This window comes from Sphingomonas sp. S1-29, assembly GCF_026167545.1.
In the GTDB taxonomy this organism is placed as follows: domain Bacteria; phylum Pseudomonadota; class Alphaproteobacteria; order Sphingomonadales; family Sphingomonadaceae; genus Sphingomonas.
Map to the genome: position 1 here is coordinate 1,095,468 of NZ_CP110678.1, position 26,320 is coordinate 1,121,787.

Annotated in this window: 22 protein-coding genes; 12 read left to right on the forward strand and 10 right to left on the reverse strand. The window is 67.6% G+C overall.

All coding sequences use genetic code 11. The features are described from left to right. Positions 1 to 75 precede the first annotated feature (75 nt). On the forward strand, positions 76 to 825 hold the full coding sequence (locus OKW76_RS05095; protein WP_265551712.1) for a DUF72 domain-containing protein: 750 nt from the start codon (positions 76 to 78) through the stop codon (positions 823 to 825). A gap of 20 nt (positions 826 to 845) precedes the next feature. Here the strand turns inward: OKW76_RS05095 and OKW76_RS05100 are convergent, their stop codons facing one another. Both OKW76_RS05100 and OKW76_RS05105 read right to left on the reverse strand, forming a co-directional pair. Further along, positions 846 to 2,129, reverse strand: coding sequence for a DUF2254 family protein (locus tag OKW76_RS05100; protein ID WP_265551714.1), 1,284 nt, complete (start codon positions 2,127 to 2,129; stop codon positions 846 to 848). An 85-nt stretch (positions 2,130 to 2,214) separates the two neighbouring features. Next, a complete protein-coding gene (locus tag OKW76_RS05105; protein ID WP_265551716.1) occupies positions 2,215 to 3,666 on the reverse strand; it encodes a CHAD domain-containing protein in 1,452 nt (483 codons plus the stop codon). A gap of 162 nt (positions 3,667 to 3,828) precedes the next feature. On the opposite strand from OKW76_RS05105, the gene OKW76_RS05110 reads away from it, so the two are divergent. Then, the gene (locus OKW76_RS05110) at positions 3,829 to 4,848 is read left to right on the forward strand and encodes a sensor histidine kinase (RefSeq protein WP_265551718.1); all 1,020 of its coding nucleotides are present in this window, start codon (positions 3,829 to 3,831) and stop codon (positions 4,846 to 4,848) included. A 27-nt stretch (positions 4,849 to 4,875) separates the two neighbouring features. Continuing rightward, positions 4,876 to 6,183 (forward strand): NRAMP family divalent metal transporter, encoded by a 1,308-nt coding sequence (locus OKW76_RS05115; protein WP_265551720.1) that lies wholly within the window; start codon positions 4,876 to 4,878, stop codon positions 6,181 to 6,183. Positions 6,184 to 6,208: 25 nt separating this feature from the next. Here OKW76_RS05115 and OKW76_RS05120 read toward each other — a convergent pair whose 3' ends face one another. Both OKW76_RS05120 and OKW76_RS05125 read right to left on the reverse strand, forming a co-directional pair. Then, positions 6,209 to 7,537 (reverse strand): glycoside hydrolase family 130 protein, encoded by a 1,329-nt coding sequence (locus OKW76_RS05120; protein ID WP_265551721.1) that lies wholly within the window; start codon positions 7,535 to 7,537, stop codon positions 6,209 to 6,211. A gap of 35 nt (positions 7,538 to 7,572) precedes the next feature. Beyond that, on the reverse strand, positions 7,573 to 7,788 hold the full coding sequence (locus tag OKW76_RS05125; protein WP_265551723.1) for a hypothetical protein: 216 nt from the start codon (positions 7,786 to 7,788) through the stop codon (positions 7,573 to 7,575). Between the two features lie 137 nt (positions 7,789 to 7,925). On the opposite strand from OKW76_RS05125, the gene OKW76_RS05130 reads away from it, so the two are divergent. The 3 genes from OKW76_RS05130 to OKW76_RS05140 all read left to right on the forward strand — a co-directional run bounded on the left by OKW76_RS05130 (position 7,926) and on the right by OKW76_RS05140 (position 10,659). Continuing rightward, positions 7,926 to 8,381: a potassium channel family protein gene (locus OKW76_RS05130; protein WP_265551725.1), complete on the forward strand. Its 456-nt coding sequence runs from the start codon at positions 7,926 to 7,928 to the stop codon at positions 8,379 to 8,381. Positions 8,382 to 8,468: 87 nt separating this feature from the next. Further along, the gene (locus OKW76_RS05135; protein WP_265551726.1) at positions 8,469 to 9,545 is read left to right on the forward strand and encodes an NAD(P)-dependent alcohol dehydrogenase; all 1,077 of its coding nucleotides are present in this window, start codon (positions 8,469 to 8,471) and stop codon (positions 9,543 to 9,545) included. Positions 9,546 to 9,579: 34 nt separating this feature from the next. After that, positions 9,580 to 10,659: an alpha/beta fold hydrolase gene (locus tag OKW76_RS05140; RefSeq protein WP_265551728.1), complete on the forward strand. Its 1,080-nt coding sequence runs from the start codon at positions 9,580 to 9,582 to the stop codon at positions 10,657 to 10,659. Positions 10,660 to 10,820: 161 nt separating this feature from the next. Here the strand turns inward: OKW76_RS05140 and OKW76_RS05145 are convergent, their stop codons facing one another. After that, a complete protein-coding gene (locus tag OKW76_RS05145) occupies positions 10,821 to 11,285 on the reverse strand; it encodes a hypothetical protein (RefSeq protein WP_265551729.1) in 465 nt (154 codons plus the stop codon). 262 nt (positions 11,286 to 11,547) lie between these two features. Between OKW76_RS05145 and OKW76_RS05150 the strand changes: the two genes are divergently transcribed. Then, complete coding sequence (locus tag OKW76_RS05150; RefSeq protein ID WP_265551730.1) at positions 11,548 to 11,973, forward strand: GFA family protein; 426 nt, start codon at positions 11,548 to 11,550, stop codon at positions 11,971 to 11,973. A gap of 118 nt (positions 11,974 to 12,091) precedes the next feature. Here the strand turns inward: OKW76_RS05150 and OKW76_RS05155 are convergent, their stop codons facing one another. Continuing rightward, on the reverse strand, positions 12,092 to 13,474 hold the full coding sequence (locus tag OKW76_RS05155; RefSeq protein WP_265551731.1) for a helix-turn-helix domain-containing protein: 1,383 nt from the start codon (positions 13,472 to 13,474) through the stop codon (positions 12,092 to 12,094). A gap of 199 nt (positions 13,475 to 13,673) precedes the next feature. Here OKW76_RS05155 and aceA point away from each other — a divergent pair, with 199 nt between their 5' ends. Continuing rightward, positions 13,674 to 14,978, forward strand: coding sequence for an isocitrate lyase (gene aceA, locus OKW76_RS05160; RefSeq protein WP_265551732.1), 1,305 nt, complete (start codon positions 13,674 to 13,676; stop codon positions 14,976 to 14,978). Positions 14,979 to 15,051: 73 nt separating this feature from the next. Here aceA and OKW76_RS05165 read toward each other — a convergent pair whose 3' ends face one another. Beyond that, positions 15,052 to 16,485, reverse strand: coding sequence for an MFS transporter (locus OKW76_RS05165; protein ID WP_265551733.1), 1,434 nt, complete (start codon positions 16,483 to 16,485; stop codon positions 15,052 to 15,054). 216 nt (positions 16,486 to 16,701) lie between these two features. Between OKW76_RS05165 and OKW76_RS05170 the strand changes: the two genes are divergently transcribed. Both OKW76_RS05170 and OKW76_RS05175 read left to right on the forward strand, forming a co-directional pair. Next, a complete protein-coding gene (locus OKW76_RS05170; protein ID WP_265551734.1) occupies positions 16,702 to 17,847 on the forward strand; it encodes an acyl-CoA dehydrogenase family protein in 1,146 nt (381 codons plus the stop codon). A gap of 107 nt (positions 17,848 to 17,954) precedes the next feature. Then, positions 17,955 to 18,743 carry an SDR family oxidoreductase gene (locus OKW76_RS05175; protein ID WP_265551736.1) on the forward strand — a complete coding sequence of 263 codons (789 nt, stop codon included), beginning with the start codon at positions 17,955 to 17,957 and terminating at the stop codon, positions 18,741 to 18,743. Between the two features lie 3 nt (positions 18,744 to 18,746). Here OKW76_RS05175 and OKW76_RS05180 read toward each other — a convergent pair whose 3' ends face one another. Continuing rightward, on the reverse strand, positions 18,747 to 19,382 hold the full coding sequence (locus tag OKW76_RS05180; RefSeq protein WP_265552773.1) for a peptidylprolyl isomerase: 636 nt from the start codon (positions 19,380 to 19,382) through the stop codon (positions 18,747 to 18,749). Between the two features lie 113 nt (positions 19,383 to 19,495). After that, positions 19,496 to 21,754, reverse strand: coding sequence for an NADP-dependent malic enzyme (locus tag OKW76_RS05185; RefSeq protein WP_265551738.1), 2,259 nt, complete (start codon positions 21,752 to 21,754; stop codon positions 19,496 to 19,498). Positions 21,755 to 21,902: 148 nt separating this feature from the next. Here OKW76_RS05185 and mutS point away from each other — a divergent pair, with 148 nt between their 5' ends. Beyond that, positions 21,903 to 24,470 carry a DNA mismatch repair protein MutS gene (mutS, locus tag OKW76_RS05190; RefSeq protein ID WP_265552775.1) on the forward strand — a complete coding sequence of 856 codons (2,568 nt, stop codon included), beginning with the start codon at positions 21,903 to 21,905 and terminating at the stop codon, positions 24,468 to 24,470. A gap of 49 nt (positions 24,471 to 24,519) precedes the next feature. Continuing rightward, positions 24,520 to 25,197: a tRNA (guanine(46)-N(7))-methyltransferase TrmB gene (gene trmB / locus OKW76_RS05195; protein ID WP_265551740.1), complete on the forward strand. Its 678-nt coding sequence runs from the start codon at positions 24,520 to 24,522 to the stop codon at positions 25,195 to 25,197. Positions 25,198 to 25,201: 4 nt separating this feature from the next. Here the strand turns inward: trmB and OKW76_RS05200 are convergent, their stop codons facing one another. After that, positions 25,202 to 26,293, reverse strand: a complete 1,092-nt coding sequence (locus OKW76_RS05200) for a GNAT family N-acetyltransferase (RefSeq protein ID WP_265551742.1) — start codon at positions 26,291 to 26,293, stop codon at positions 25,202 to 25,204. Between the last annotated feature and the right edge of the window lie 27 nt (positions 26,294 to 26,320).

The window sequence follows — 26,320 nt, forward strand, 5'->3', positions numbered from 1 at the left end:
CGGCGCTGCGATCGCGCCGGAACCCGCGGCGATCCTCGGGAGTCCTTATGGCTCCAAGCTTCGACTGGTTCTCGCATGAAATACCCTGATGCTGCCCCGCCGATGATGATCGGCACCGCAGGCTGGTCGATCCCGCGCGAGGCGAGCGACGCCTTTGCCGGCGCAGGCAGCCATCTCGAACGCTATGCGCGGGTGATGCCGGCTGCGGAGATCAACTCGTCGTTCCACCGGGCGCACCGGCGTTCGACCTATGCGCGCTGGGCAGCGAGTACGCCCGATCGCTTCCGCTTCTCGGTGAAGATGCCCAAGACGATCTCGCGCCAGCACAAGCTGGCCGATGCCGATGCGCTGCTCGATGCGTTTTTGGAGGAAGCGGAAGGGCTCGGCGCGAAGCTCGGCGTGGTCCTGCTCCAATTGCCGCCGAGCCTGGCCTTTGATCCCGAGGTCGCTCCGGGCTTTCTCGAAACCCTACGCCAACGGCTCGCGCCGCACGTCCAGATCGCGTGCGAGCCGCGCCACGCATCGTGGCTCGCCGCCGACGCCGAAGCGTGCCTGGTCAAGCACCGCGTCGCGCGGGTCGCGGCCGATCCGCCGCGGGCCGAGGGCAGCGAGCGCACCGGGGGCTGGCCTGGGCTGCGCTACTATCGCCTCCACGGATCACCCCGCATGTATTATTCGTCCTATGACGACGGCTATCTCGCGGCGCTGGCAGCGACGATGGCCGCGGACGCCGAAGCGAAGGGGCCGGTGTGGTGCATCTTCGACAATACCGCGTCGGGCGCGGCGACGGGCGACGCGCTGCGGCTTCGCGCGTTGCTCGACTAGGCGCGCCGGCTGACGCCGGTTCAGCCGGGCCGCGTTGCAGTGCCCGACGCCGCCGATTGCGCGCGCACGAGCGCGGCGGCGATGTCGGCGCGGTCGCTGTCGGTTTGCGCGCGCGCGTCGGCGTGCTGCGCGAACGCCTCGGCATGGCGCAGCACGAAGGCGCGCAGGCGTTGGTCGACCGCCGACGCCGAACAGGCACGTGCGAACAGGTTGATCATGTGGATCGTCACCGAGGGATAGTTTGCCGCCGATTGGCGCAGCGCCTTGAGCGGGCCGTCGAGGAACACCGTCACCCGATCGCGCGGCAGTTGCAGCCGCGCGATCCCGGCGGCATCGCACAGCCAGTCGCCATCTTCGCCCTGATCGAACGCGGCCGCGAGCAGGCTGCCCAACCGGTCGCAACAGGCAAGCGCGGTGTAGAAATCGTTGATGCCGGGCGACAAGGCGCGCGCCGCGACCTCGACCAGCAAATTGGCCTCGAACGCCGCGCCGCCGCTGTCGGTGCGATAAGGGACATGGCGGATATGCGCGGTCACCCAGCCGCTGCCCGGATCGCCCGCGACCCAGCCGATCGGTTCGCGCGCGATCATATAGTCGCCGGGTGTGAGCGCGAGGCTGACATAGGCCTCGCGCTCTGCTGCGGCGTCCAGGATCGCGGTTGACGCGATCTCGCCGACATAGCCGGTTGCGCTGGCGAGGATCGGCACCTGCGCGCGCCCCGTCGGTGCGGCGCCGCTGGCGCGCTTGGCGGGCAGATTGTTCGCCGCATCGCGACCGAGCCTGGCGATCGAGGTGTCGACCTGGACGGTGCGGCCGAGATGGTGGAGCGCGTTGCTCATCCAGGCGATCGTCAAAATCGTGACCGCGGTCAGCACGGTGAGCGACACGCGCGGGACGCGCGCCGAGGGTGCGTCGGCATCGACGGCATAGAGCAGGATCAACGACGCGCTCAGCAGCGACAGCAACAGCCCCAGCGTGAAGCGGATCGTAAAATCACCGATCCAGCGATCGATCAGCCGGACGCCCAGATTGCTCGCGGCGAGCGTCAGCACCAGCAAGGTGATCGAGAAATACAGCGCCGCAAAGGCGGTGTGGATCGTCACTAGGCCCGCGGCCAGCGTATCGGCGGTGCTCGGCGATATCGCGAAGGGCCAGCCGAGCGCTTCGAACCATATCGCGCCGCCGCGGTCGTCGATCACCAGCAACACGCAGGTCGCCGCGACCGCCGCGAGGATCATCGCACAGGGCAGCGCCCAGAAATTGCCCCACAACAAATGCCGCCGTACGCCGATCGAATGCCGCATCCGCGTAGCGCTCCCTCATGCACGGGCTATCAGTGGCACGACGACGCGCGGGCGGCGCGACGGTTCCTGGCGCGGATCGGCGGCGCTACCGCCAGTAGCGCTTGCGGTCGTGCAGGTCGGCGTGCGCGCGCGCTGCTTGTTTGAGCAGCTTGGCACGATGGCCGCCCTCGGCGAGCGGCGTAGCATCGGGCGCGATGCCCAGCGTCGCGAGCAGCTGCGGCGCGGTCGCGAGGTCGTTCAGCGCACCGAGCTGGTCCTGTAGCGCCTCCAAAGCCGCGACGAACTTGCGGTGCCGCCGTCGTTCACGCTTCCGCCCGAAAACGCTGGCGAAAAAGTCCGAAGCGTAGCGCAGCTTCTTGGCGTCCTTGCGCAACTGGTGCCGTGACTCATCGTCGATGGTTTCGAGGTGGCGGCCGCCCTTGATAACCTTGCGGTGGAACCGGTCGAGCGCCCTGCCCGCGGCTTCGCGCACCGGCTCGTCGCGGTCGGGCGCCAGCGTGGGCAAACGCGTCCAATCGCCCGCGAACGTCCATGCCGCGAGATCGAGCATCAGCGTGCGGACGCGCGGCGCGCCGAGCACCTCCGCGACGCGCGCATAGGCGGCGTCGCGCGCGGCGGCGAGCCGGTCGTGCAGCCCGCCCGGCCCGACCCGACCGAGCAACACATCGAGGTTGCGCGCATTCCCCAGTTCGCAGGCCAGCCAGCGCAGTTCGGTCGCCAGATGCGCCTGGGCGGCGCCCGCGACGATCGGCTTGAAGGTCGCGAAGGCCGATCGCAGCCGGCGCAGCGCCACCCTCGCCTGGTGCAGCGCCGCCGGATTGCGCCCCGCCTGGAGCAGCGCTTCGTTGAGCCGGAACTGGCGGATGCTGGCCTGGACGATCCGACCGAACGCCTGCGCGGCGGTGGCGGCGCGGGGCAGCACCACCGGCCCCGCCTTCGCCATCGCCGGTGCCTCAGCCGACAGCCGATAGCCGCGCTCGGCCTTGCTGAGCACCTCGAGCCGCACCGGCGCGACCGCGTCGATGCGGCGCGCGAGCGCGAACAAGGCGGCGGGATCGCCCTGTTTGAGTTCGAGTTCGAGCTCGCAGATCGGCGTGATCCGCTCGCCCGCCACCGCCTCGCCGCGGTCGAGCGCCACTTCGATCACCGCGCCATCCTGCTCGACGATCGAGCGCCGCCGTTCGATCAGCACGTCGAAGATCGGCGCGATGGCGTCGGTTGCCTCACCGAGCGCCGCCGCCACCGGGGTCCGATCGTCGAGCACCGGGGTGTCGCCGTCGACCGGAAACTCCCATTCGGCGCGCGCGAACAGCCCGGCGGTGCTCGCGCCATCGGCCTTCACCGTCTGCACCCAGCCGCCGCGCGCATGGCGGACCCGCAGCGATAGGCCTGCCTTCGCCAGGGCAAGATCGGGGGTGTCGAAATAGATCGAACGCTGCGCCAAGACCCCGATACCATCGGGCCAGAGCCCGCTGGCTTCGATCAGATCAGCTGCCGGCGGCGTCAGCTCGAGCTTCAGTTCGATCTCGTCGCCCATGCGTTCCTCTTCGACCGCGCAGCTTTGGCTGAAGGACCAGCCGGACGCCGCCGGAAGACAACGGTAGGACAAAATAGATCAAGCGTCGACATTCGACTTTTGGCTGCCGATGCGCCATAGTACAGCTCCAAGGTCAGGCTCCTTGGCCAAGGGCAGTAAACCGTGTCCGAATCGCTAGTTTCCGCGCCGCTGCCGGCTCTAGAGAGCGTCGATGTCATAGCGCTTGTCGCCGATGCCGTGGTTTGCGCCGACGAAGAAGGCCGCATCCTGCTGTTCAACCAGGCCGCCGAACGCGCCTTTGGCTATTCGGCCATCGAGATCATCGGCCAGCCGATCGAAATATTGCTTCCCGAGCGCAACCGCGCCGAGCATGCGCGCCAGGTATTTTCCTTCGCGCAGGGACACGGCCCGGCGAGCGGGCTCATGGGAAAGCGCCGCGAGGTTAGAGGCCTTCGCAAGAACGGCCAGGAATTCCCCGCCGAGGCGATGGTGTCGCGCCACCGCATCGCCGGCCGGACGGTGCTGACCGTCGTCCATCGCGACATCACCGAACGCAAGGCGATCGAGGAACGCAACGATGCGATCGCCCGCGAACTCGATCACCGGACGCGCAACGTGCTTTCGGTGGTCAAGGCCCTGGTTTCACTCAGCGCGCAATGCGCCGCCGATGTCGGTGAATTCAAGGAATCATTGCTCGGGCGGGTGAATGCGCTCGCCGCCACGCAGGCGGTGCTGGGCTTCGGGGCGGAGCAGAGTACGCGGTTCGACGCGCTTTTATGGGCCGAGCTCGAGCAGTTCCGCACCGCCGACGGGACCAACATCGTCGTCGACGGCCCGGCGATGCTGGTCGGCGCGAGCGCCGCGCAAACGCTGGCGCTGGTCTTTCACGAGCTTGCGACCAATTCGTCCAAATATGGCGCGCTGAGCGCCGCGAGCGGCCACGTATCGATTACCACCGCCTTCAGCGCCGATGGCAGCCACTACGAGATCGAATGGCGTGAAACCGGTGGCCCGCCGGTCGACCCGCCGACACGCCAGGGGTTCGGCACGACCTTCATCCAGCAGATCACCAAGGCCACCTTTCGCACCGACGTGATCCTCGAATATCCCCGCGAGGGTGCCGTGTGCCGGATGATATTGCCGCGCGCCAAGGTGGAAGCGGCCCCGCGAGCCAATGATTGAACGCCACCGCCGCGCAGCGGGCGCGGCGTGACCAAACTGCCGGTCGCAATCGCCGCCGAATCGACCCAGCCCGACGATTCCCCACCGCCGCGCGCCGGCTTCCTGCGCACGCTCGGCCCCGGGCTCGTTACCGGCGCGGCCGACGACGATCCCAGCGGGATCGGCACGCACAGTCAGATCGGCGCACAATTCGGCTATGGCCTCGCCTGGACCTTCGTCCTCAGCTTCCCGCTGATGGTGGTGATCCAGCAGGTCGCCGCCGAGATCGGCCGGGTCACCGGCGGCGGCATCGCCCAGAATTTACGGCGCCACTACCCGCGGCCGGTGCTCTGGACGATGGTAGTGCTGCTGCTGATCGCCAACATCGTCAATCTGGGGGCCGACCTCAGCGCCATGGGCGCGGCGATGGTGCTGCTGACCGGCGGGAATGCGGTCGCCTATACGCTGTTGTTCGGCGTGGTCTGCGTCGTGCTCGAAGTGTGGTTGAGCTATCCGCGCTACGCCGCGATCCTCAAATGGACGACGCTGTCGCTGTTCGCCTATGTCGGGGTGGTCATGGTCGCGGGGGTGCCTTGGGGCCGCGCGCTCACCGCGCTGGTGGTACCCGAACTGCAATGGAACGCAGCCTATGCGACCGCGGTCGTCGCGATCCTCGGCACCACGATCAGCCCCTATCTGTTCTTCTGGCAGGCGGGCCAGGAGATCGAGGAGCAGCGCCGCCATCACGCCAAGCCGCTGTGCATCGCCCCCAGCGAGGCCGGCCCCGAACTCCGCCGCATTCGCACCGACACGCTGGTGGGAATGGCGTTCAGCTCGATCGTATCGCTGGCGATCGTGTTCGCGACCGCCGCGACGCTCAATGCCAACGGCATCACCGACATCACCACCTCGGCGCAGGCGGCCGAGGCGCTGCGCCCGATCGCGGGCGATTTCGCCTTTGCGATGTTCGCGCTGGGGATCATCGGCACCGGGTTGCTCGCGGTGCCGATCCTGGCGGGATCGGCGGCCTATGCGGTGACCGAGATGGTGGGCAAGGCCGGAAGCCTCGACGCCAAGCCGCTCAAGGCCCGGCTGTTCTATGCAACGATCGCGCTGACGACGCTGGCGGGCGCGGCGCTGACCTCGGTCGCGGTCGATCCGGTGCGCGCGCTATATTGGGCGGCGGTAGTCAATGGCGTGCTCGCCGCGCCGCTGATGGCGATGATGATGCTGATCGTCCGCAACAAGCGCGCGATGGGGCGGCTGACGCTGTCGCCGATCGCGACGCTGATGGGGTGGATCGCCACGCTGGTGATGGCGGCGGCATCGGCGCTGTTCTTCGCCTTCACGCTGTAGCGGTTACGCCATCGCCGCGCAGCGGCTACGCCATCGCCGCGAGCAGTTCGTCGAGCGGCACCGTCGCGAAGGCCGTGAAGGAATCGGCGACGCCATAGGGCAGCCACAGCGCGCGGCCGAGCACGATCGCGCCGCAGCTATAGACGACATTGGGTACATATCCCTCGCGCGTGTCGTTGCTCGGGCGGATCAGCGGCCGCGTCGAGCGCGCGATCAGCTTCGACGGATCGTGCTTGTCGAGCAGGCACGCGCCCAAGCAATAATTGCGGATCGGCCCGACGCCATGGGTGATGACCAGCCAGCCCTCGTCGATCTCGATCGGCGAGCCGCAATTGCCGATCTGGATGAACTCCCACGACCAGCGCGGTGACACGATCACGCTGCCGCGGTCCCAGCGATATAGGTCGTCCGATTTGAGCAGCCAGATATTCTCGTGATCGTGGCGCCCCAGCATCGCATATTGCCCGTCGATCCTGCGCGGGAACAGCGCCATGCCCTTGCTGGCGCTGAGGCTGCCGCGCAGCGCGGCGAGCTCGAAGGTGACGAAATCATCGGTGCGCAGCAGTTCCTGGCGCACGGTTTCGCCGCTGAAGGCGGTGTAGGTGCCGATATAGGTGGCGCGCCCGTCATCGTCGGTGAAACGAACCAGCCGCAGATCCTCGATCCCGTGACGCTGCTGGAAGCTGATCGGGAAGATGACGACCTGCGCGATATCCCCGGCGGGGCCGTAATCGAGCCGGAGCGCGGGATCGTCGGGCCGATCGCCGGCGATGCGATCGATGATCGGCGAGGTCGCCCAGCGATCGAGCGGGTCGACGGCGATGGTACCTTGCGCGCTGATCTGGCCGGTCCGGAAGCTGACCGACGACACATGCCCCTCACCCACCCCGCGCAGCGACAGCACGAAGCGCAGTGCCCCCGGTTCCACCCCGCTTTGATCGGGATGCGCGACGATGCTGGGGTTGAACAGCGCGACCGCCTCGAAGGCATATTCCTCGGCAAAATAGGCGCCCGCCAGCAGCGCCTGGCGGGGGCTGACGCTGCGGCCGGCGAGAAAGCGATCGGCCATCTCCTCGAACCGCCGCTGCAGCAGCCGTTCGACGTCGCGGTGGCGGGTGGCGAGGCTGGTGACCACCCAATCGAGCTCGGCGTCGAGGCCTGCGCGATCGAGCGCGAGCACATGCCGCAGGATATGTTCGACGCGCGATCCATCGCGCGGGTCGGCATCGATCGCGCTTTCGGCGGGAACGAAGGGCCGCAACACGACGCGTGCGGGCGCGGGGCATAGTTCGAGGTCGATCCGCGTCATCAGATCGGCGTCGATCGGATCGCCGCGCGGGATCACCGCGGGCATCGGGCGCGGGCCATCGCTCCCCGGCGCGCCACCCGCTAGCGTCCGTCGTCGCCGAATGCGGGGATTTCGGGCACCGATTGCGGCGGCTGTTCGAACACCGGCGCAGGGGCCATGCTCGAAGGTTCTTCGGTCGGCACTTCGTTCGGGCGGGCGGTGACAGGCATTTCGGGCTGGCCGTGCGGGTCGATGGTGTCGGGCGGCGGCTCGCACGGTCGGATCGCGATCGTCAGCTTGCGGCGGATTTCGGTCATCGGCGCATCTCCTTCCCACGTACCCCCGCATAGCGCGCGGCGAAGCGGCGGGCGCTAGGTAATGCTCCCAATGCAGCGCACCCCGCTACGTAGATCGCCGCATCGTTGGCGGTGCGGTGTTCGCGCATAGTGGCGCGATGACCTTGCCCGCCCAGCTCGTTTTGGCCTCGTTGATGGTCACCTTCACGATCGGCGTCCACCTTGGCGGGCTGGCCGCGCTGCTCGGCCTGTTGCGCCGGCATCACGCCGGGCGGCCCGTTGCCTATGTCCTGCTGCACGACAGCGTCGGCATTCTTGCGGCGGCGTTCGGGCTGTTCGCGCTGCATGCGATCGAGATCTGGGCCTATGCGGCGCTGTACGCCGCGGCGGGGGCGCTGGGCTCGTTCGAGGAAGCGCTATATTTCTCGACCTCGACCTACACCACGATCGGCTATGGCGACGTGGTCCTTCCCCCCGGCTGGCGGGTGTTCGGCGCGATCGAGGGCGCCAACGGCATCATCCTGCTCGGCTGGTCGACCGCATTCTTCTTCGCGGTGGTCAGCCGCATCCGACTGTTAGAGCTCGAGCTCGAAACCCGAGCCAAGGACGACTGAGGCGCAAACGCCGGCGCGGCCCTAGGGACATTCCGTAGCGACGCGCCCGGCCTGGCACGCGAAAAGCCTTCAAAAGAGGAGCAAGCCATGGCCGACAAGATGCGCGCGACGATCTTCCTCGAACCCGGGCGGATCGTGCTCGGCGAAAAGCCGATCCCGCATATCGGCCCGCTCGACGCGCTGGTTCGGATCACCACCACGACGATCTGCGGCACCGACGTGCATATCCTCAAGGGCGAATATCCCGTCGCATCGGGGCTCACCATCGGCCACGAGCCGGTGGGGGTGATCGAGAAGCTCGGCTCGGCGGTGCTCGGCTATGAAGAGGGGCAGCGGGTGATCGCCGGCGCCATCACCCCGTCGGGCTGGTCGAACGCCTCGCTCGACGGCTGCCATTCGCAATGCGGGCGCGACGCGCCGCACGGGTTCAAGCCGCTGGGCGGCTGGCGTTTCGGCAACACGATCGACGGCGCGCAGGCCGAATATCTGCTCGTTCCCGACGCGATGGCCAATCTCGCGCCGATCCCCGACGGGCTGACCGACGAACAGGTGCTGATGTGCCCCGATATCCTGTCGACCGGGTTCGGCGGTGCCGAGGCGGGCAAGATCCGGATCGGCGACACCGTCGCGGTGTTCGCGCAGGGTCCGATCGGCCTATGCGCCACCGCGGGCGCCCGCGCGATGGGCGCGGCCGAGATCATCGCGGTCGAAAGCCTGCCCGCGCGCGCGGCGATCTCGCGCAGGATGGGCGCCGATCATGTCGTCGACTTCACGCACGAAGACCCGGTGAGCGAAATCATGCGGATCACCCGCGGACGCGGCGTCGATGTCGCGATCGAGGCGCTGGGCCGGCAACAGACCTTCGAATGGGCGCTGCGCTGCCTGCGGCCAGGCGGCACGCTATCGTCGCTGGGGGTCTATTCCGAAGACCTGCGGATCCCGCTCGACGCCTTTGCCGCGGGGCTCGGCGATCATCGGATCGTCACGACGCTGTGCCCCGGTGGCAAGGAGCGGATGCGGCGGCTGATGGCGGCGGTGGCGGGCGGCAGGGTCGATACCGCCGCGCTGGTCACGCACCATTTCGGGCTCGACGATATCGAGACCGCCTACGACCTGTTCGCGCACCAGCGCGACGGCGTGCTCAAGGTGGCGATCCGGCCCTGACGCTCGCGCGCGACGGACCCCAAGCAGCCAACGCATGTCGATCAGACCGCCCCGCCCGGCCCGCCGGTTCGCGCTGGCAACCGGCGCGCTCGCTGCCGTAGCGGTCGTCGCCGCAGCCTATACCGCCGCGCTGCGCCGCGCAGAGCGGCGGCTGGCGCGAGCGAGCGAGGTGATCGCGACGCGGTTCGGGACGCTCGAATATGCGGTGCGCGGGCAAGGGCCACCGATCCTGATGGTGCATGGCACCGGCGGCGGGTTCGACCAGGGGCTGAGCTTCGGCGCCGGCTTGCGGCAGCGCGGGTACCAAATCATCGCGCCTTCGCGCTTCGGCTATCTGCGCAGCGATTATCCCGCCGTGCCGTCTTCGGCGAACCAGGCCGATACGTTCGTCGCCTTGCTCGACCATCTCGGGATCGATCGGCTGCCGGTGGTGGGAGGATCGGCGGGGGCATTGTCGGCGGTGGCGTTCGCGCTGCGCCATCCCGAGCGCTGTTCGCTGCTGATCCTGCTGGTGCCCGCCGCCAATGTCAGCGGCCGCGATCCGGTCGAGATGACCGCGCTGCAACAGCTACTGGTCGAGCGCGTGCTCGGCTCGGACTTTGCCTATTGGAGCGCGCGCACGGTCGCACCCAAGCGGCTGATCGGCACGCTGCTGGCGACCGATCCCGCGTTGCTCGACCGCGTCGAACCCGGCGAACGCGCCCGCGCGTATCGGATCCTCGACGAGATGCTGCCGGTCAGCGCGCGCGTGCGCGGGATCCGCAACGATGCGCGGCGTGCGAGCGCGCCGGGCGCGGTCGCCTATCGCGATATCGCGGTGCCGACCTTGATCGTGTCGGTCGAGGACGACCGGTTCGGCACCGCCGCAACCGCACGATACCTGGCGGCGACGATCCGCGATTCCAGGCTGGTGATACTCCTCCGCGGCGGGCACATCTGGCTGGGTGCCGACGACGCGGTGGCCGAGCATGTCGTGCGCTTCATCAGCGAGCAGGGCGCGGAACCTCGCCTGCATTCACCTCGACAAAGCGCCGCGCCGATGACGGATCGCTCCTGGCCGCTCGCACCGATCCTCCGCCAATCCCCGAGCGATCCAACCACGCGTCGAGACTGAATTCGCGCCACTTCCGCATCGGCGTCAGAAGTATCGCGGCCGCCCGGTACCCTCGACGCTGGTCGAGAAGCACGAATGGATCTTCGAACGGGTGGGGGATGAGGATTGAGGGAGGTGCCTACTGCCCCCACCGTTCGTTTCGAGCGAAGTCGAGAAACCGCTCACGCCGCCAGCGCATATCCTCGGTGCCCGTCATCATCATCGTTCGCGGCTTTCTCTACCCCCCGACGCGACCGCCGCGCCCGCCCGCGATTGGGCAACCGCGCCACCAGCCATCCCCGCACCGCACGCAACCGCACCGCCGACGATGCGGTGATGATGACCACCAACGCATCGACATAAGCGACCACATCGAACGCCAGCATCATCCCGGCAATTTCGGGCATCGCCATGCCGAACAGCAGCGCGCCTTCGTTCTGCATCAGCCACATCATCGCGCCGCCGATCAGCAGCAACAGGAAGGTGACGATCATCGTGCCGCGCTGAATATTGCTCAGCCAGCGCGCCGGCGCTTCGACCGCGACCCGACGCAGCCAAGCAGCGACAGGCGTTCGCGGTGCGGCGATAAGGACCGCCCAAACGGCCAAAGAGATCAGCAACAACGACAGCATCGAAATCGTCTCCATCCGCCCGCGATCAAGCCCGCCCGATACTATGCAATCGGCATGTCTACGCCAGCGCTAATCACAACCTGGCCATTTTGGGAAATGCGGTCTGGAACTGGGTTTAGGGATGCAGTGGCAGCGAGGAGCGCGGTCCCGTCGCTGCCGCGACCCTGACATTCCAAAATGGCCAAGTCAAAGGTCGGCCATATGGCGGAGCGTTCCCTTCCCACGCGGGTTCGCTCGCCCTACGGTACCTGTACGACACAACAGCGGAGAACCTCCCGTGGACACCGAACACAAGGTGATCGTCGGCCAATGTCATTGCGGTGCAGTCCGCTTCGAAGCGACGCTTAGCGATGGCTTTAATACGATCCGCCGTTGTACCTGCTCATATTGTCGTATGCGCGGCGCAATCGCCGTTTCGGTAGAGGCGGGCGGAATAAAAATCATCCGGGGTGAGGATGCGCTGACAAGCTACCGCTTTAACACCGGATCGGCGCAACACTTCTTCTGTTCGGCCTGTGGGATATATACGCATCACCAGCGCCAATCTAATCAGAAACAGTACGGTGTGAACGTCGCCGTTTTAGACGGTGTAAGCCCATTCGACTTTGCCGAAGTTCCCGTGCTGGACGGAGTGAGGCACCCAAACGACACAGGCGGACCAGCTCGGCGCGCGGGTACGCTTCGCTTCATACCCGCCGATTAGCGCACTAGGGCTCCCGACCGACTTCCCAATTTTCGCTCCCATCTTGAGAAAGGTGGCAAAGCCGTCGACGGCGGCCATCGCACCGCCCTTCTGGAAGGCTATAATTGTAGCCCCCCCCTCAATCCCCCGCAAAAGCAAACGGCGTAACCCCCGCCTCGCGATCGCTCACGATCCGCGCGCGGCCCGCCGGCGGGGCGCTGCGTTGCGGGCAGTTGGTGCGGGTGCAGGCACGGCAGCCAAGCCCCACCGGCACCGCGCCGCCCGCCAGATCGACCCCGCGCGCCGCGGCCAGCGCCGCCGCGTCGCTCGCCGCCAGCCCCAGCCCGATCGCGAAACGCCCGCGCACACCGCCGGCGCGTGCGCCCTGCGGCTGCACCGTGCGCGCCAGCGTGAACCAGCGCGCACCGTCCTCGGTCTCGACCAGTTGGCGCACCAGGTCGCCCGGCCGGCCGAAGGTCTCGAACAATTCCCATAACGGGCACAGTCCGCCCTCGACCAGCGGCGACGCGCTCGCGCCGGCATAGCGTTTCGACACCTGCCCCGCGCGGTCGACGCGCAGCATGAAGAAGGGCAGCCCGCGCGCGCCCACGCGCTGCAGCGTCGTCAGCCGGTGCGCCACCTGCTCGAACCCAGCGCCGAAGCGCCGCTGCAGCAGCTCGATGTCATAGCCCGTCCCCTCGCACGCGCGCAGGAAACGGGCATAGGGCATCATCAGCGCGGCGGCGAAATAGGCGGTAACGTGGCGGCGGAACAACCGCTGCGCGGTGCGGTCGGCCAGCTCGGCGCCGCGCACCAGCGCCTCGATCTCCGCCCCCGCCTCCGCCCCCAGCCGCTCGGCCATCGCGAAGGTGCGCGAGGCGGCGTCGAGCATTTCGGACAATTGCAATTGCCGCGCGTGCAGGTCGACGCGCTTGAGCATGTCGGGCGTCACCTCGACCGGCAGGATGCGCACCGATAATTGGTGCTTCACGCGCAGCCGCTCGGCGATCGCCTGCGCCAAATCGCCGCTGCCCAGCCGCAATTCGTCGGCGAGGCGTTCGGCGGCGGCGTCGAGATCGGCGAAATGGTTGCGCCAGCGCTCGATCGCGCGGCGGACGTCGCGCGCGATCGTGTCGCCTTCGTCGGCCGCGGTGCCGCTCCCCGCGCCGCCGCGATCGAACACCCGCGCGAACGCCTCGGCCCCGCCCGGCGCGGCGGCGAGCCATTCGTCGACCTCGCTGCGGTCGACCTCGAGATCGGCGAACAGCGGATCGGCAAGCCTTCGCCGCATCGCCGCCGCGCCGCCCCCCGGCTCGCCCGCCGCCAGCGCGCGCGCATCGAAATCGAATCGCTGCGCCAGCCGCACCAGCAGGTTCGCCGACACCGGCCGCTGGTTGCGCTCGATCAGGTTGAGGTAGCTCGGCGATATCTCGAGCGCCTCGGCCATCGCCGCCTGCGTCAGCCCAGCCTGCCGCCGCACCCGCCGCACCGCATGCCCCGCGATCACCTTGCGTTCGGCCATGTCCTACAAGCCCCCTTTCGTGCCACACTTCCGCGAGGAGCCAATCCGACTCGCCCTTGTCAATTGTTTACAACCTTGCAGCGTTTACGTCGCTGCTGGCAACAGCACGACCCGCGCGGAAAGTGAATCTGTGGGGTGCGTAGTGTAGCTTTTGTATACTTCCAAATCATCCGCAGGACGATTTGTGAAGGCGATGACAATGACGACGAGTTTCGAAACCCTCATCCCCGCCCCCGCCGGTCGCTTCGACGGGATCGAACGCCCCTACACCGCCGCCGATGTCGAACGCCTGCGCGGCTCGATCACGATCGAACACACGCTGGCGACCAAGGGCGCGAACAAATTGTGGGAGCTGCTCAAGACCGAGGATTATATCAACGCGCTCGGCGCGCTGAGCGGCAACCAGGCGATGCAGATGGTCCGCGCCGGGCTCAAGGCGATCTACCTCTCGGGCTGGCAGGTCGCAGCCGACGCCAACAGCGCCGGGCAAATGTACCCCGATCAGTCGCTCTACCCCGCCAATGCCGGCCCCGACCTTGCCCGCCGGATCAACAACACCTTCCAGCGCGCCGACCAGATCGAGCATAGCGAAGGCGGCGTAACCCGCGACTGGTTCGCCCCGATCGTCGCCGATGCCGAAGCGGGCTTTGGCGGCCCGCTCAACTGCTACGAGATCATGAAGGCGTATATCGCCGCAGGTGCAGCCGGCGTCCATTACGAGGACCAGCTGGCGAGCGAGAAGAAGTGCGGCCATCTCGGCGGCAAGGTGCTGATCCCGACACAGGCGCACATCCGCAACCTCGACGCCGCGCGCCTCGCCGCCGACGTCTCGGGCGTGCCGACGGTGATCTGCGCGCGCACCGACGCCGAAAGCGCCAAGCTGATCACCAGCGATGTCGACGAACGCGACCGCGAGTTCCTGACCGGCGAACGCACCCCCGAAGGCTTTTTCCGCCTGAAGGACGGCACCGGCGTCGATCACTGCATCAAGCGCGGCCTCGCCTTTGCCCCGCACGCCGATCTGCTGTGGTGGGAAACGTCGAAGCCCGTCCTGGCCGACGCGCGCCGCTTCGCCGAGACGATCAAGAAGCAGTTCCCGAACAAGATGCTGGCGTATAATTGCTCGCCCAGCTTCAATTGGGAGGCCAATCTCGACAAGGACGACATCGCCCGCTTCCAGCGCGAAATCGGCGCGATGGGCTATAAGTTCCAGTTCGTCACGCTCGCGGGCTTCCACCAGCTCAACTACGGCATGTTCGAGCTGGCGCGCGGCTACAAGGATCGCGGCATGGCGGCGTATAGCGAGCTGCAACAGGCCGAATTCGGCGCCGAGCAGCATGGCTACACCGCCACCCGCCACCAGCGCGAAGTCGGCACCGGCTATTTCGATCTCGTCGCCACGACGCTGGCGGGCGGCGCAAGCTCGACCACCGCGCTCGGCGAATCGACCGAGGCCGACCAGTTCAAGAAGGCCGCGCCCGCTTTGGAGGCCGAAGCCGCCTGACCCGTTCGACCAGCTTTCCTGGGGAGGAAAGATGCCCGTCGGCACCGCAAGGCGCCGGCGGGCATTCAATTGCCTACCGCGCCGCCGCGATCTGCTCGATCCGCGCCCGATGCTCCTCGGGGCCGAAGGGAAAGCGAAGGAACAGCCACCCCGCCGCCAGCGACAGCAGGAAATAGCCGCCCGCGAACAGGATCGTCAGCCGGTCGAGCACCGCCTCGGGCACCTGCCCCGGCGTCGCTCTTTCGGGAAACCCCGCCAGCGCCAGGATCGCCCCCGACACGAAGATCCCGAGCCCGCTGGTACATTTCTGGACGAAGAACAGCCCGGCGAAGAACACCCCCTCGTTGCGCGTGCCGGTGCGCGCCTCGGCATGTTCGACGACATCGGCCATCATCGATGCGCCGACGATCGCCGCGCCGATGCTCGCCGCGCCGCTGACGATGTAGATCGCGAACAAGACCGGCACCATCATCGCGCTTGCGGGCGGCGGGAACCAATCGAGCAAGCGAAGCGCGAAGGGCACGCCCTGGAACACCCCCGCCGAGACGATCAGCCACGCCGCCGCGCGCGGCTTGCCGATCCGCCGCGCCAGCGCGGGCGCACCGACAAAGGCGAGCACGACGCCCGCGAACAGCACAACCGCCAGCCATCCGAAGGTCGCGGTGCCGAAGCGCCACACGAAGCTGTAGAGATAGTTCGACAGCGCGAAGCTGATCCCCTGCATCGTATAGGCGAACAGCCCCGCCGCCATCAGCAGCACGAACGCGCGGTTGCTCGCCGCCGCGCGCAGCTCGCGAAACGCGGTGCCGATCCCGCCCGCGGCGATCGGCGGTCGCGGCAAGGCAGCGATACGCCGATGCGTCCCCAGCGCCGACACCAGGATCGCGAACGCCATGATCGCCGCCCCCGTCGCGGCGAAGGCGGTATAGCCGTCGCGGTTGAGCAACCCGTTGGGCTGCGCGGGAGTCGGCACCAGGAACAGCTGATAGGCAGCGAACAGCATCAGCAGCCCTGCCGCCCAACCGAAGATATAGCGATAGGCGGTGAGCCGCGTGCGCTCGTTATAATCCGAGCTGAGTTCGGGGGTGAGCGCCTGGCTCGGCACTTCATAGGCAGAGACCGCGCTGCGCACGAGCACCGCGGCGCCGAACAGCCACAACAAGGTCATCGTCGGATCGAGCACCGGCGGGTTCCACAGCAGCAGCCAGCCGAGCGCGATCGGCAGCGCCGATGCGTACATCCACGGATGCCGCCGCCCCCAGCGGCTGCGCGTCCGGTCCGACGCGACGCCGATCGCCGGATCGATGAAGGCATCGACCAGCAACGCGCACATGATGACGAACCCCACCGATGCCGAGGGCAGTCCAATCACCTGGTTGTAGAACAGCAACAGGAAGGTGCCGAAGCCATTGTCCTTGATGCCATAGGCGACCGCGCCGAAGCCGAAGGCGAGCGTCGTGCGCGTTTCGACCCGGCCGACCGGAGGAAGCGCCTGTGCGGTCGCCATGCAATATGTCTCCAAACGCGGGTGGCTGTGAAGCATAGACGCAGCCTATCACTCGTCAATTATGTCGGATTTGGAAGAACGGGTATGCGAAGACGGGTTGCGCAGCACAAGGGCCAGCGATACCTAATTGTTCTGCAGGAACGGCTTCATATGTGAACGCCGTGAACGGCGTCCGATAGCCTTTCGAACAAAGGGCACGGGCGCGAGAGGATGACGATGGCACTCGACGCCGAAACTTTCGACGCGCTGATCGATACCGTCCGCCGGTTCGTCGCCGAACGGCTGCGCCCGCTCGAGGCTGCGGTCGAAGAGGCCGATGCGATACCGCAGGACATCGTCGAGGAGATGAAGGCGCTGGGACTGTTCGGGCTGTCGATCGCCGAGGAACATGGCGGGCTTGCGCTGACGATGGGCGAGGAATGCCGCGTCGCGATCGAACTCGGGCGCACGACGCCGGCGTTCCGGTCGACCTTCGGCACCAACGTCGGGATCGGGTCGCAGGGGCTGGTGATGGCGGGCACGCCTGAGCAGAAGGCCGAATGGCTGCCGCGCATCGCGAGCGGCGAGATCGTCACCAGCTTCGCGCTGACCGAGCCCGATGTCGGTTCGGATTCGGGGGCGGTGAAGACGCGCGCGGTGAAGGACGGTGACAGCTATCGGCTGTCGGGCACCAAGCGCTACATCACCAATGCCGACAAGGCCGACCTGTTCACCGTGATGGCGCGCACTGGCGACGAGCCCGGCGCACGCGGTGTGTCGGCGTTCCTGGTTCCGCGTGACCTGCCCGGCGTGTCGATCGGCACGCCTGAAAAGAAGATGGGGCAAAAGGGTGCCAAGGTCGCCGACCTCAACCTCGACGACGTGGCCGTTCCCGCCGCCAATCGGCTGGGGGCCGAGGGTGAAGGCTTCAAGATCGCGATGCGCGTGCTCGATCGCGGGCGGCTGCATATCGCGGCGGTCTGCGTCGGCGTCGCCGAGCGGCTGATCGCCGATTGCGTCGGCTATGCCGGCGAGCGCAGGCAGTTCGGCAAGCCGCTCGCCGAGCATCAACTGATCCAGGCGATGCTCGCCGATTCGAAAACCGAGGCGCTGGCGGCGCGCGCGCTGGTGCTCGAAACCGCCGATAAAAAGGATCGCGGCGACGATGTCGTGCTCGAAAGCGCCGCCGCCAAGCTCTTTGCCTCGGAGATGGTCGGCCGCGTCGCCGATCGTGCGGTGCAGATCTATGGCGGCGCCGGCTATATCGCCGATTACGGCATCGAACGGCTCTACCGCGATGTCCGGCTGTTTCGGATCTACGAAGGCACCAGCCAGATCCAGCAACTGATCATTGCGCGCGAGATGATGAAGCGCGGCGGGTAAATCCCCCTCCCGCTTGCGGGAGGGGTTGGGGGTGGGCCTTACTTATTGTCCTGTTTGCGGATGGCCCCACCCCCGGCCCCTCCCGCAAGCGGGAGGGGAGTTATCACATGGACACCAACACCCTGTTCCGCCTCGACGGCCGCGTCGCGCTTGTCACCGGCGGGTCGCGCGGCATCGGCAAGATGATCGCGACCGGCTTCATCGGCATGGGCGCGAAGGTGTATATCTCGTCGCGCCGCGCCGACGCGTGCGAACAAACCGCCGCCGAACTGGGCGAACACTGCATCGCGCTGCCCGCCGACGTATCGAGCGTCGATGGCTGCAAGGCGCTGGCGGCGCAATTTGCCGAATACGAACCCGCACTCGACATCCTGGTTAACAACGCCGGCGCGGCATGGGGCGAGCCATTCGACAGCTTTCCCGAAAAGGGCTGGGACAAGGTGATGGACCTCAACGTCAAATCGCCCTTCTTCCTGACCCAAGCGCTACACGGCGCGCTCAAGGCCGCGGGATCGCGCGACAAGCCGGCCAAGGTGATCAACATCACCTCGATCGACGGCCAGCGGCTCAATGCGTGGGAGACCTATAGCTATCAGGCGTCGAAGGCGGCGCTGATCCACCTCACCCGCCGGATGGCGGCGCGGCTGATTCAGGACGGGATCAACGTCACCTCGATCGCGCCGGGTGCCTTTGCCAGCGACATGAACAAGGCGGCGCGCGATCACGGCAATTCGGTGGCCAAGGCAATCCCGGCCAAGCGGATCGGCGAGGCCGAGGATATGGCGGCGGCGGCGATCTATCTCGCCAGCCGCGCGGGCGATTATGTGGTGGGCGAGACGATCACCGTCGATGGCGGGCTGGTGAACGCGTCGGTCGGAGCCTCGATCGACGGCTAAGGCTCAGGGCGCGCGTTTGGGCCCGGTGAGCCACATCCGCGGCAATTTGGTCGGGCGTTTCACGCCGTCGAGCCGAACCGCGCGGGTGATGCGGATCGGCTTGAGGATCATCTGGCCGCGAAACGCGTCGAAGCCGCCGCCGGTCTTCACCGCCAGGATCCGCTTCACCGCATCCATCCCGCCGATCACCCGGCCGAAGGCGGCATAGCCCGGATAATCGCGCCGCGCGTCCATCGAGGGCGCGGGGCCGATCGTGATGAAGAAATTGCCCCCCGCCGCCTCGGGCGTCGCGCCGCGCGCCATCGAGATCGTCGCGTCGAGGTGGCGGATGCCGGTCTTAGATGTCGGCTCGAGCGGGAATGGCGGCAGGATACGGCGCGCATCGGTGCGGATGCCGCCCTGGACGAAGCCGGTGCCGGGGGTGCGCTTGCTGCGCGCGGCGCGATAGAAGGTGACGCCGTCGAACCGACCGTCATCGACATAGGCGAGGAAGTTCTTGGCGGTGGCCGGCGCGCGCTTGGTATCAACCGCGATCAGGATCGGGCCTGCGCTGGTTTCCAATCGGACGCGGACCTTTGCGGGTTCCTGCGCGGCGGCGGGGGTGGCGAGCGCGAATATCGCAAGGCTGAGCAATTTTATCCCCCCGTTCGCACTGAGCTTGTCGAAGTGCCGTCCTCCTTGGTGGAAAGAAGGACAGTGCTTCGACAGGCTCGGCACGAACGGGGTTAGGGCAGTTCGCAAACCATGCACGATCAGCGCGCGATCCCGCCTGCCGCGAGCACCGCCAGCGTCACGAGCTCGCTCGCGGTGCTCGTCATCGGCGCGATCTGGACGTTCTTTTCCATGCCGATCAGCATCGGCCCGATCATCGTGTCGCCACCTAGCTCGCGCAGCAGCTTGGCCGAGATGTTGGCCGATTGCAGCCCCGGCATGATCAGGATGTTCGCCGGCCCCGAAAGCCGCGCGAACGGATAATTCTTCAGCTGCTTTTCGTTGAGCGCGACATCGGGTGCCATTTCGCCTTCATATTCGAAGCCCGGCTGGCGCGCGTCGAGCACCGCGACGGCGTCGCGGATATTGTCGAGCCACTGGCCGCCGGGGTTGCCGAAGGTCGAATAGCTGAGGAACGCAACGCGCGGCTCATGCCCCATGCGGCGCGCGACCTGCGCGGTCTGTTCGGCGAAGTCGGCGAGCTGCTCGGCGGTAGGGCGTTCGTTGACCGTGGTGTCGGCGATGAACACCGTGTGCGTCTTGCCGACCAGCACATGGATGCCGAAGGGCGTACGGCCCGGCTCGGGATCGATCACGCGCTTGATCTCGCGGATCGACTGGGCATAGGCGCGCGTCACGCCGGTGATCATCGTATCGCCCTCGCCCAGCTGCAGCAGCAGCGCGCCGAAGATGTTGCGATCCTGGTTCACCATCCGCTCGCATTCGCGCCGCAAGAATCCGCGGCGCTGGAGTCGGGCGTACAGGAAATCGACCATCTTGGGCACGAGCGGCGAATGGCGGCTGTTGTGGACCTCGAAGCTTTCGGGGTCGTCGATGCCGAGCGCGCGCAGCCGGTCATACACATCGTCGCGGCCCACCAGCACCGGGGTGCCATAGCCGCCGTCGCGGAACGCGATCGCCGCGCGCAGCACCACTTCTTCCTCGCCCTCGGCGAAAATCACCCGCTTGGGGCGTGCGCGCGCACCTTCATGCGCCAGCGACAACACCGAGGTGGTCGGGTTGAGCCGCGCGCGCAGCGTGTGGCGATAGGCACCCATGTCGAGGATCGGGCGGGTCGCCACCCCCGAATCCATCGCCGCGGTCGCGACCGCGACCGACACGACCTCCATCAGCCGCGGATCGAACGGTGCAGGAATGATATATTCGGGGCCGAAGCTGTGCTGGACTCCGTACGCAATCGCGACTTCCTCGGGCACGCGTTCGCGCGCCAGCTCGGCGATCGCGTTGGCCGCAGCGATCTTCATCGCGTCGTTGATCCCCGTCGCGCGCACGTCGAGCGCGCCGCGGAAGATGAACGGGAAGCCGAGCACGTTGTTGACCTGGTTGGGATAATCCGACCGGCCGGTGGCGACGATCGCGTCGGGACGCGCGGCCTTGGCGAGTTCGGGGCGGATCTCGGGCTCGGGATTGGCCATCGCAAAGATGATCGGTGCAGGCGCCATGTCCTTGACCATCTCGGGCTGAAGTGCCCCCGCAGCCGACAGGCCCAGGAACACGTCGGCGCCGTGCAGCGCTTCGGTGAGCGTGCGGCGATCGGTGGCAGCGGCGTGCGCCGACTGCCACTGGTTCACATCGTCGCGCCCCTGATAGATCACGCCCTTGCGATCGCACATCAGCACGTGATCGGCGCGGACGCCCATCGCCTTCATCAGCTCGGTGCAGGCAATCGCCGCGGCGCCCGCGCCGTTGACGACGACGCGGATGTCCTTGAGCTGCCGCCCGGTCAGCAGGCAGGCGTTGATCAGCCCCGCAGCGCAGATGATCGCGGTGCCGTGCTGGTCGTCATGAAAGACCGGGATGTTCATCCGCTCGCGCAGCGTCTGCTCGATGATGAAGCATTCGGGCGCCTTGATGTCTTCGAGGTTGATCCCGCCAAAGCTCGGTTCGAGCAATGCGACGCAGTTGATGAAGGCATCGACGTCTTCGGTATCGACCTCGAGGTCGATCGAATCGACGTCGGCGAAGCGCTTGAACAGCACCGCCTTGCCTTCCATCACCGGCTTAGACGCCAGCGCGCCGAGATTGCCCATCCCCAGGATAGCGGTACCATTTGAGATCACCGCGACGAGATTGCCCTTGGCGGTATAGTCATAGGCGGTGGCGGGATCGTCGTAGATCGCCTTCACCGGCACCGCGACGCCGGGCGAATAGGCCAGCGCCAGATCGCGCTGCGTCGCCATCGGCTTCGACGCGATGATCTCGATCTTGCCCGGACGGCCCTCGGAATGAAAGCGAAGCGCTTCGCGCTCGGAAAACTGGACGCTCGATTCGTCGGTCATTCGCAAACTCCGTGGGGCCGATTGCGTACGCTCTAGGGGGTCGGGCGCCGTAAGGGCAAGCGTGCGGTGGTTCCGCTTTTGCGGCTTAGCCTCTATCGAGGCGTTGATGGCCAGCGCGAACCCGACCCCCACCCCCGCCCCGACGCCGATGATGGCGCAATATCTGGCGCTGAAGGCCGAGGCGCAAGATTGCCTGCTATTCTACCGGATGGGCGATTTCTTCGAGATGTTCTTCGAAGATGCGCGGATCGCGGCTGCCTGTCTCGACATCGCGCTCACTGGGCGCGGCGAGCATGATGGCGAGCGGATTCCGATGTGCGGCGTGCCGGTCCATGCCGCGACCGCCTATCTGCAGCGGCTGATCAAGGCGGGGCATCGCGTTGCGATCGCCGAACAGACCGAAACCCCCGAAGCCGCCAAGAAGCGCGGCGGATCGAAGGCGCTGGTGGCGCGCGCGATCGTCCGCGTAGTGACCGCGGGCACGCTGACCGAGGAGGCGCTGCTCGATGCGCGCGCGGCCAATTGGTGCGTCGCGGTGGGCGAAGCCGGCGGCGATGTCGCGGTTGCCGCCGCCGATGTTTCGACCGGGCGGTTCGAAATCTTCGAAACCGACATGGCGGGGCTTGGCGCGACGCTCGCGCGGCTCAACCCCGCCGAAGTCGTCGCCAGTGAGGCGAGCGAAATCGACGCGACCTCGCACCGCCCGCGCGCGCAGTTCGACAGCGCTGCGGGCGAGGCGCGGCTGAAGTCGCTGTACGGGGTCGCGACGCTCGACGGGTTCGGCCAGTTCTCGCGTGCCGCGCTGTCGGCGGCGGGCGGGCTGGTCGCCTATCTCGACCATACCGCCAAGGGCGCGCTGCCCTTCCTGCGTCCGCCGGTGCTGCATGCGGGCGACGCCAGCATGGCGATCGACGCGGCGACGCGCGAGAGCCTCGAGCTGACGCTCGCCACCGGTGGCACGCGCAAGGGCAGCCTGCTCGACGCGGTCGATCGCACCGTCACCGGCGCGGGCGCGCGGTTGCTGGCGCAGGATATCGCGGCGCCGTTGATGGACGCGGGCGCGATCGGCGCGCGGCTCGATCTGGTGCAGCGCTTCCACGACGAACCCAATTTGCGCGAGACGCTGCGGTCGTCGCTGCGCGCGCTCCCCGATATCGGGCGAGCGCTGGGGCGGATCGTCGCCGGGCGTGGGTCGCCGCGCGACCTGGGACAGTTGCGCGACGGGCTCGACGCCGCCTGGGCGCTGGGCGAGCGGCTGCACCAGCTTGCCGCGCCGCCGCCCTTGCTCGCCGAGATCGCGCCGCGGCTGCAAGGGCATGGCGCGCTGATCGACTTGCTCAAACGCGCCCTGGTGCCCGAACCGCCGATCGACGCAGCCGGTGGCGGCTATATCGCCGAAGGATTTGACGCCGCGCTCGACGACCTGCGCCATACCGGTGCCGGCGGCCGGCGCGCGATCGCCGCGCTCGAGGCCGACTATCGCAAGCGCACCGGCATCGCCGCGCTCAAGATCCGCCACAACGGCGTGCTCGGCTATCATGTCGAAGTGCCCGCGCGCGCCGCCGATGCGCTGATGGCGCCCGACAGCGGCTTTACCCATCGTCAGACGCTGGCGGGCGTCGTCCGCTTCAACGCCGCCGATCTGCACGAAGCGGCGATGCAGGTGACGCAGGCGGGCAACCACGCGCTGGCTGCCGAGGCCTCGCATCTCGAAGACCTGACCGAAACCGCGCTCGCGCGCCGGCACGAGATCGCGATCACTGCCGACGCGTTGGCGCGGATCGACGTCGCCGCAGGGCTCGCCGAACGCGCGGCAGAGGGCGGCTGGGCGCGACCCGCGCTGGTCGATCACGCCTGTTTCGAGGTCGAGGGCGGGCGGCATCCGGTGGTCGAGGCGGCGGTGGCCCGCGCGGGCGGGCGCTTCGTCGCCAACGACTGCGACCTGTCCGAATCGTCGCGGCTATGGCTGGTCACCGGCCCCAACATGGGCGGTAAATCGACCTTCCTCCGCCAGAACGCACTGATCGCGGTGCTGGCGCAGGCGGGCAGCTATGTTCCCGCCACCCGCGCCAAACTGGGGCTGGTCGATCGCCTGTTCAGCCGAGTCGGCGCGTCAGACAACCTAGCGCGCGGGCGGTCGACCTTCATGGTCGAGATGGTCGAGACAGCGGCGATCCTGGCGCAGGCGACGCCGCGCAGCTTCGTCATTCTCGACGAGGTGGGACGCGGGACGAGCACCTATGACGGGCTGGCGATCGCCTGGGCGGTGGTCGAGGCGATCCATGAGGATAATCGCTGCCGCTGCCTGTTCGCGACGCATTACCACGAGCTGACGCGGCTGGCCGAACGCTGCGAGGCGCTGTCGCTGCACCATGTCCGCGCGCGCGAATGGAAGGGCGAACTGGTGCTGCTGCACGAACTCGCGACCGGCCCCGCCGACCGCAGCTATGGCCTTGCGGTCGCGCGGCTCGCAGGGTTGCCCCCCGCGACGATCGCGCGCGCCAAATCGGTGCTGGCCAAGCTCGAGGCGGGGCGCGCCAAGACCGGCGGGCTTGCGGCAGGGCTCGACGACCTGCCGCTCTTCGCGGCGGTCGCGGCGCAGGAGGCTGAGGCGGTCGACGAACTGCGTACGGCGCTGGCGGGAATCGATGTCGATGCGCTGAGTCCGCGAGAGGCATTGGACGCGCTGTACCGCCTCAAGGGATTGGCGGGCTGATCGCCTAGCCTCTGGACACGCCCGCCCCCACCCGCCACACGCGCACGCCATGAACGACCCCGCCGTCATCCGCCGCCTCTATGGCCGCCGCCAGGGCCACAAATTGCGCGTGGCCCAAGAAGAGCTGGTCGCCGAATTGCTGCCGCGCATTTCGGTGCCCGAAGGTCCGCTTTCCGCGGCCACCTTGTTCGGTGCCGATCGCCCAATGGAGGTCGAAATCGGCTTTGGCGGTGGCGAGCACCTCGCCGGGCAAGCCGCCGCGCGCCCCGGCACCGGCTTTATCGGCTGCGAACCGTTCCTCAACGGCGTCGTCAGCGCGCTGGGGCATGTTCGCGATGGCGCTCTAGGCAATGTCCGGCTGCACATGGGCGACGCGCTCGACGTGCTCGATCGGCTGCCCGATGCCAGCCTGGAGCGCGTGTATCTGCTGCACCCCGATCCCTGGCCCAAGGCGCGGCACGCCAAGCGCCGGATGGTCAATCACGGCCCGCTCGACCTCATCGCCGCCAAGCTGAAGCCGGGCTGCGAGTTTCGCCTGGGCACCGACGATCCGACCTATTGCCGCTGGGCGATGATGGTGATGAACCAACGCCGCGACTTCGAATGGACCGCAGCAACGGCTGGCGATTTCCAGACGCGACCCGCGGACTGGCCCGAGACGCGCTACGAGCGAAAAGCGCGGCGGCAGGGGCATGAAGTCTGGTACTTCCGTTACATGCGGATCTAACCTCCTAACCCTGACCGCTTTTGGCCCACCGCCCACGCAGCATCCGCCCCACAACACTCGCCGCGCCCGGCCGCACGAATAGCCAGTCGCGGATCATCGGCCCTGTCTCGGCCCCGATCGTGCGCTTGTAGCCACTGTCGCCCGCGCCCCAATCGACGCGCGTGATGCCGTCTTCGATCGCGCGCACCAGGTTGCGGTAATAGAGCAATTTTCCCGGCGAATGCTTGGCGAAGGTCGGCACATAGCTGTTGGCGATCGCGTATTTCAGCGTGCCGACATTGAGGTCGAACGAGAAGGCCGCGGGGGCGCCGTCGATCCGCAGCATTGCCGCCCACATCATTTGCGCGAGCACCGGATCCTGCGCCGCCGCGCGCCAGAAGGCGCCATGGCCCTCGTCGGTGAACTTTGCGTCCGATCCGTCGGTACGTTCCGATATCCAGCTCGCGCGTTCGATCAGCGCCAGATCGTCGAAAGCTTCCTCGGTCCAGCCATCGCCGGCGACGAAGTCCCAAGCGGGTGCCCCATGCGCCGCCAGATGCTTTTCGTGGAAGCGGTTCTTCTTGAGCGTCGAGCTGCGCGGCCAGGTGCCTTCGGCGCGGGCGCCGTCGATATCGAGCAGGAAGCTTTCGGCGACGTCGCGCGGCAGGGCGGTCCAGCCGCGGGCTTCGGCGGCGATGCGCAACAGGCACAATCCCGGATCATCGTCATAGACCGGACCGATCCGCAGCGCAGTCACCGATCGCGCCAGCGCGTCGAGCAGCGCCTCGAACGCCTCGGGCCCGACATCCTGCCGCACCGGAAAGCTGCGGAATGGCCAATAGCAGCCGGGCACCGCGGCCAATCGCAGCATCGCGGGGCCAAGGCCCACCATCGGCAGCGCGATCACCGGCGCGCCATCGCGTGACGCGATCAGCGTGCGCGCCTGCCCGCCATAGGCCGCGAGCGCCGCTGAGAACCAGCCATAGCGCAGGAAACGATGCGTCGCGTGCGCGCCTTGCGCCACGGTATCGATCGCCGATGCCAGCCCGTCGACCGTCTCGATCGCGTGGATGGGCGGCAGGCGTTCGAAGTCGGTGGGCAGCATCGGCTTGGTCATCCACGCTTTTCTACCTGCAACCCGTTA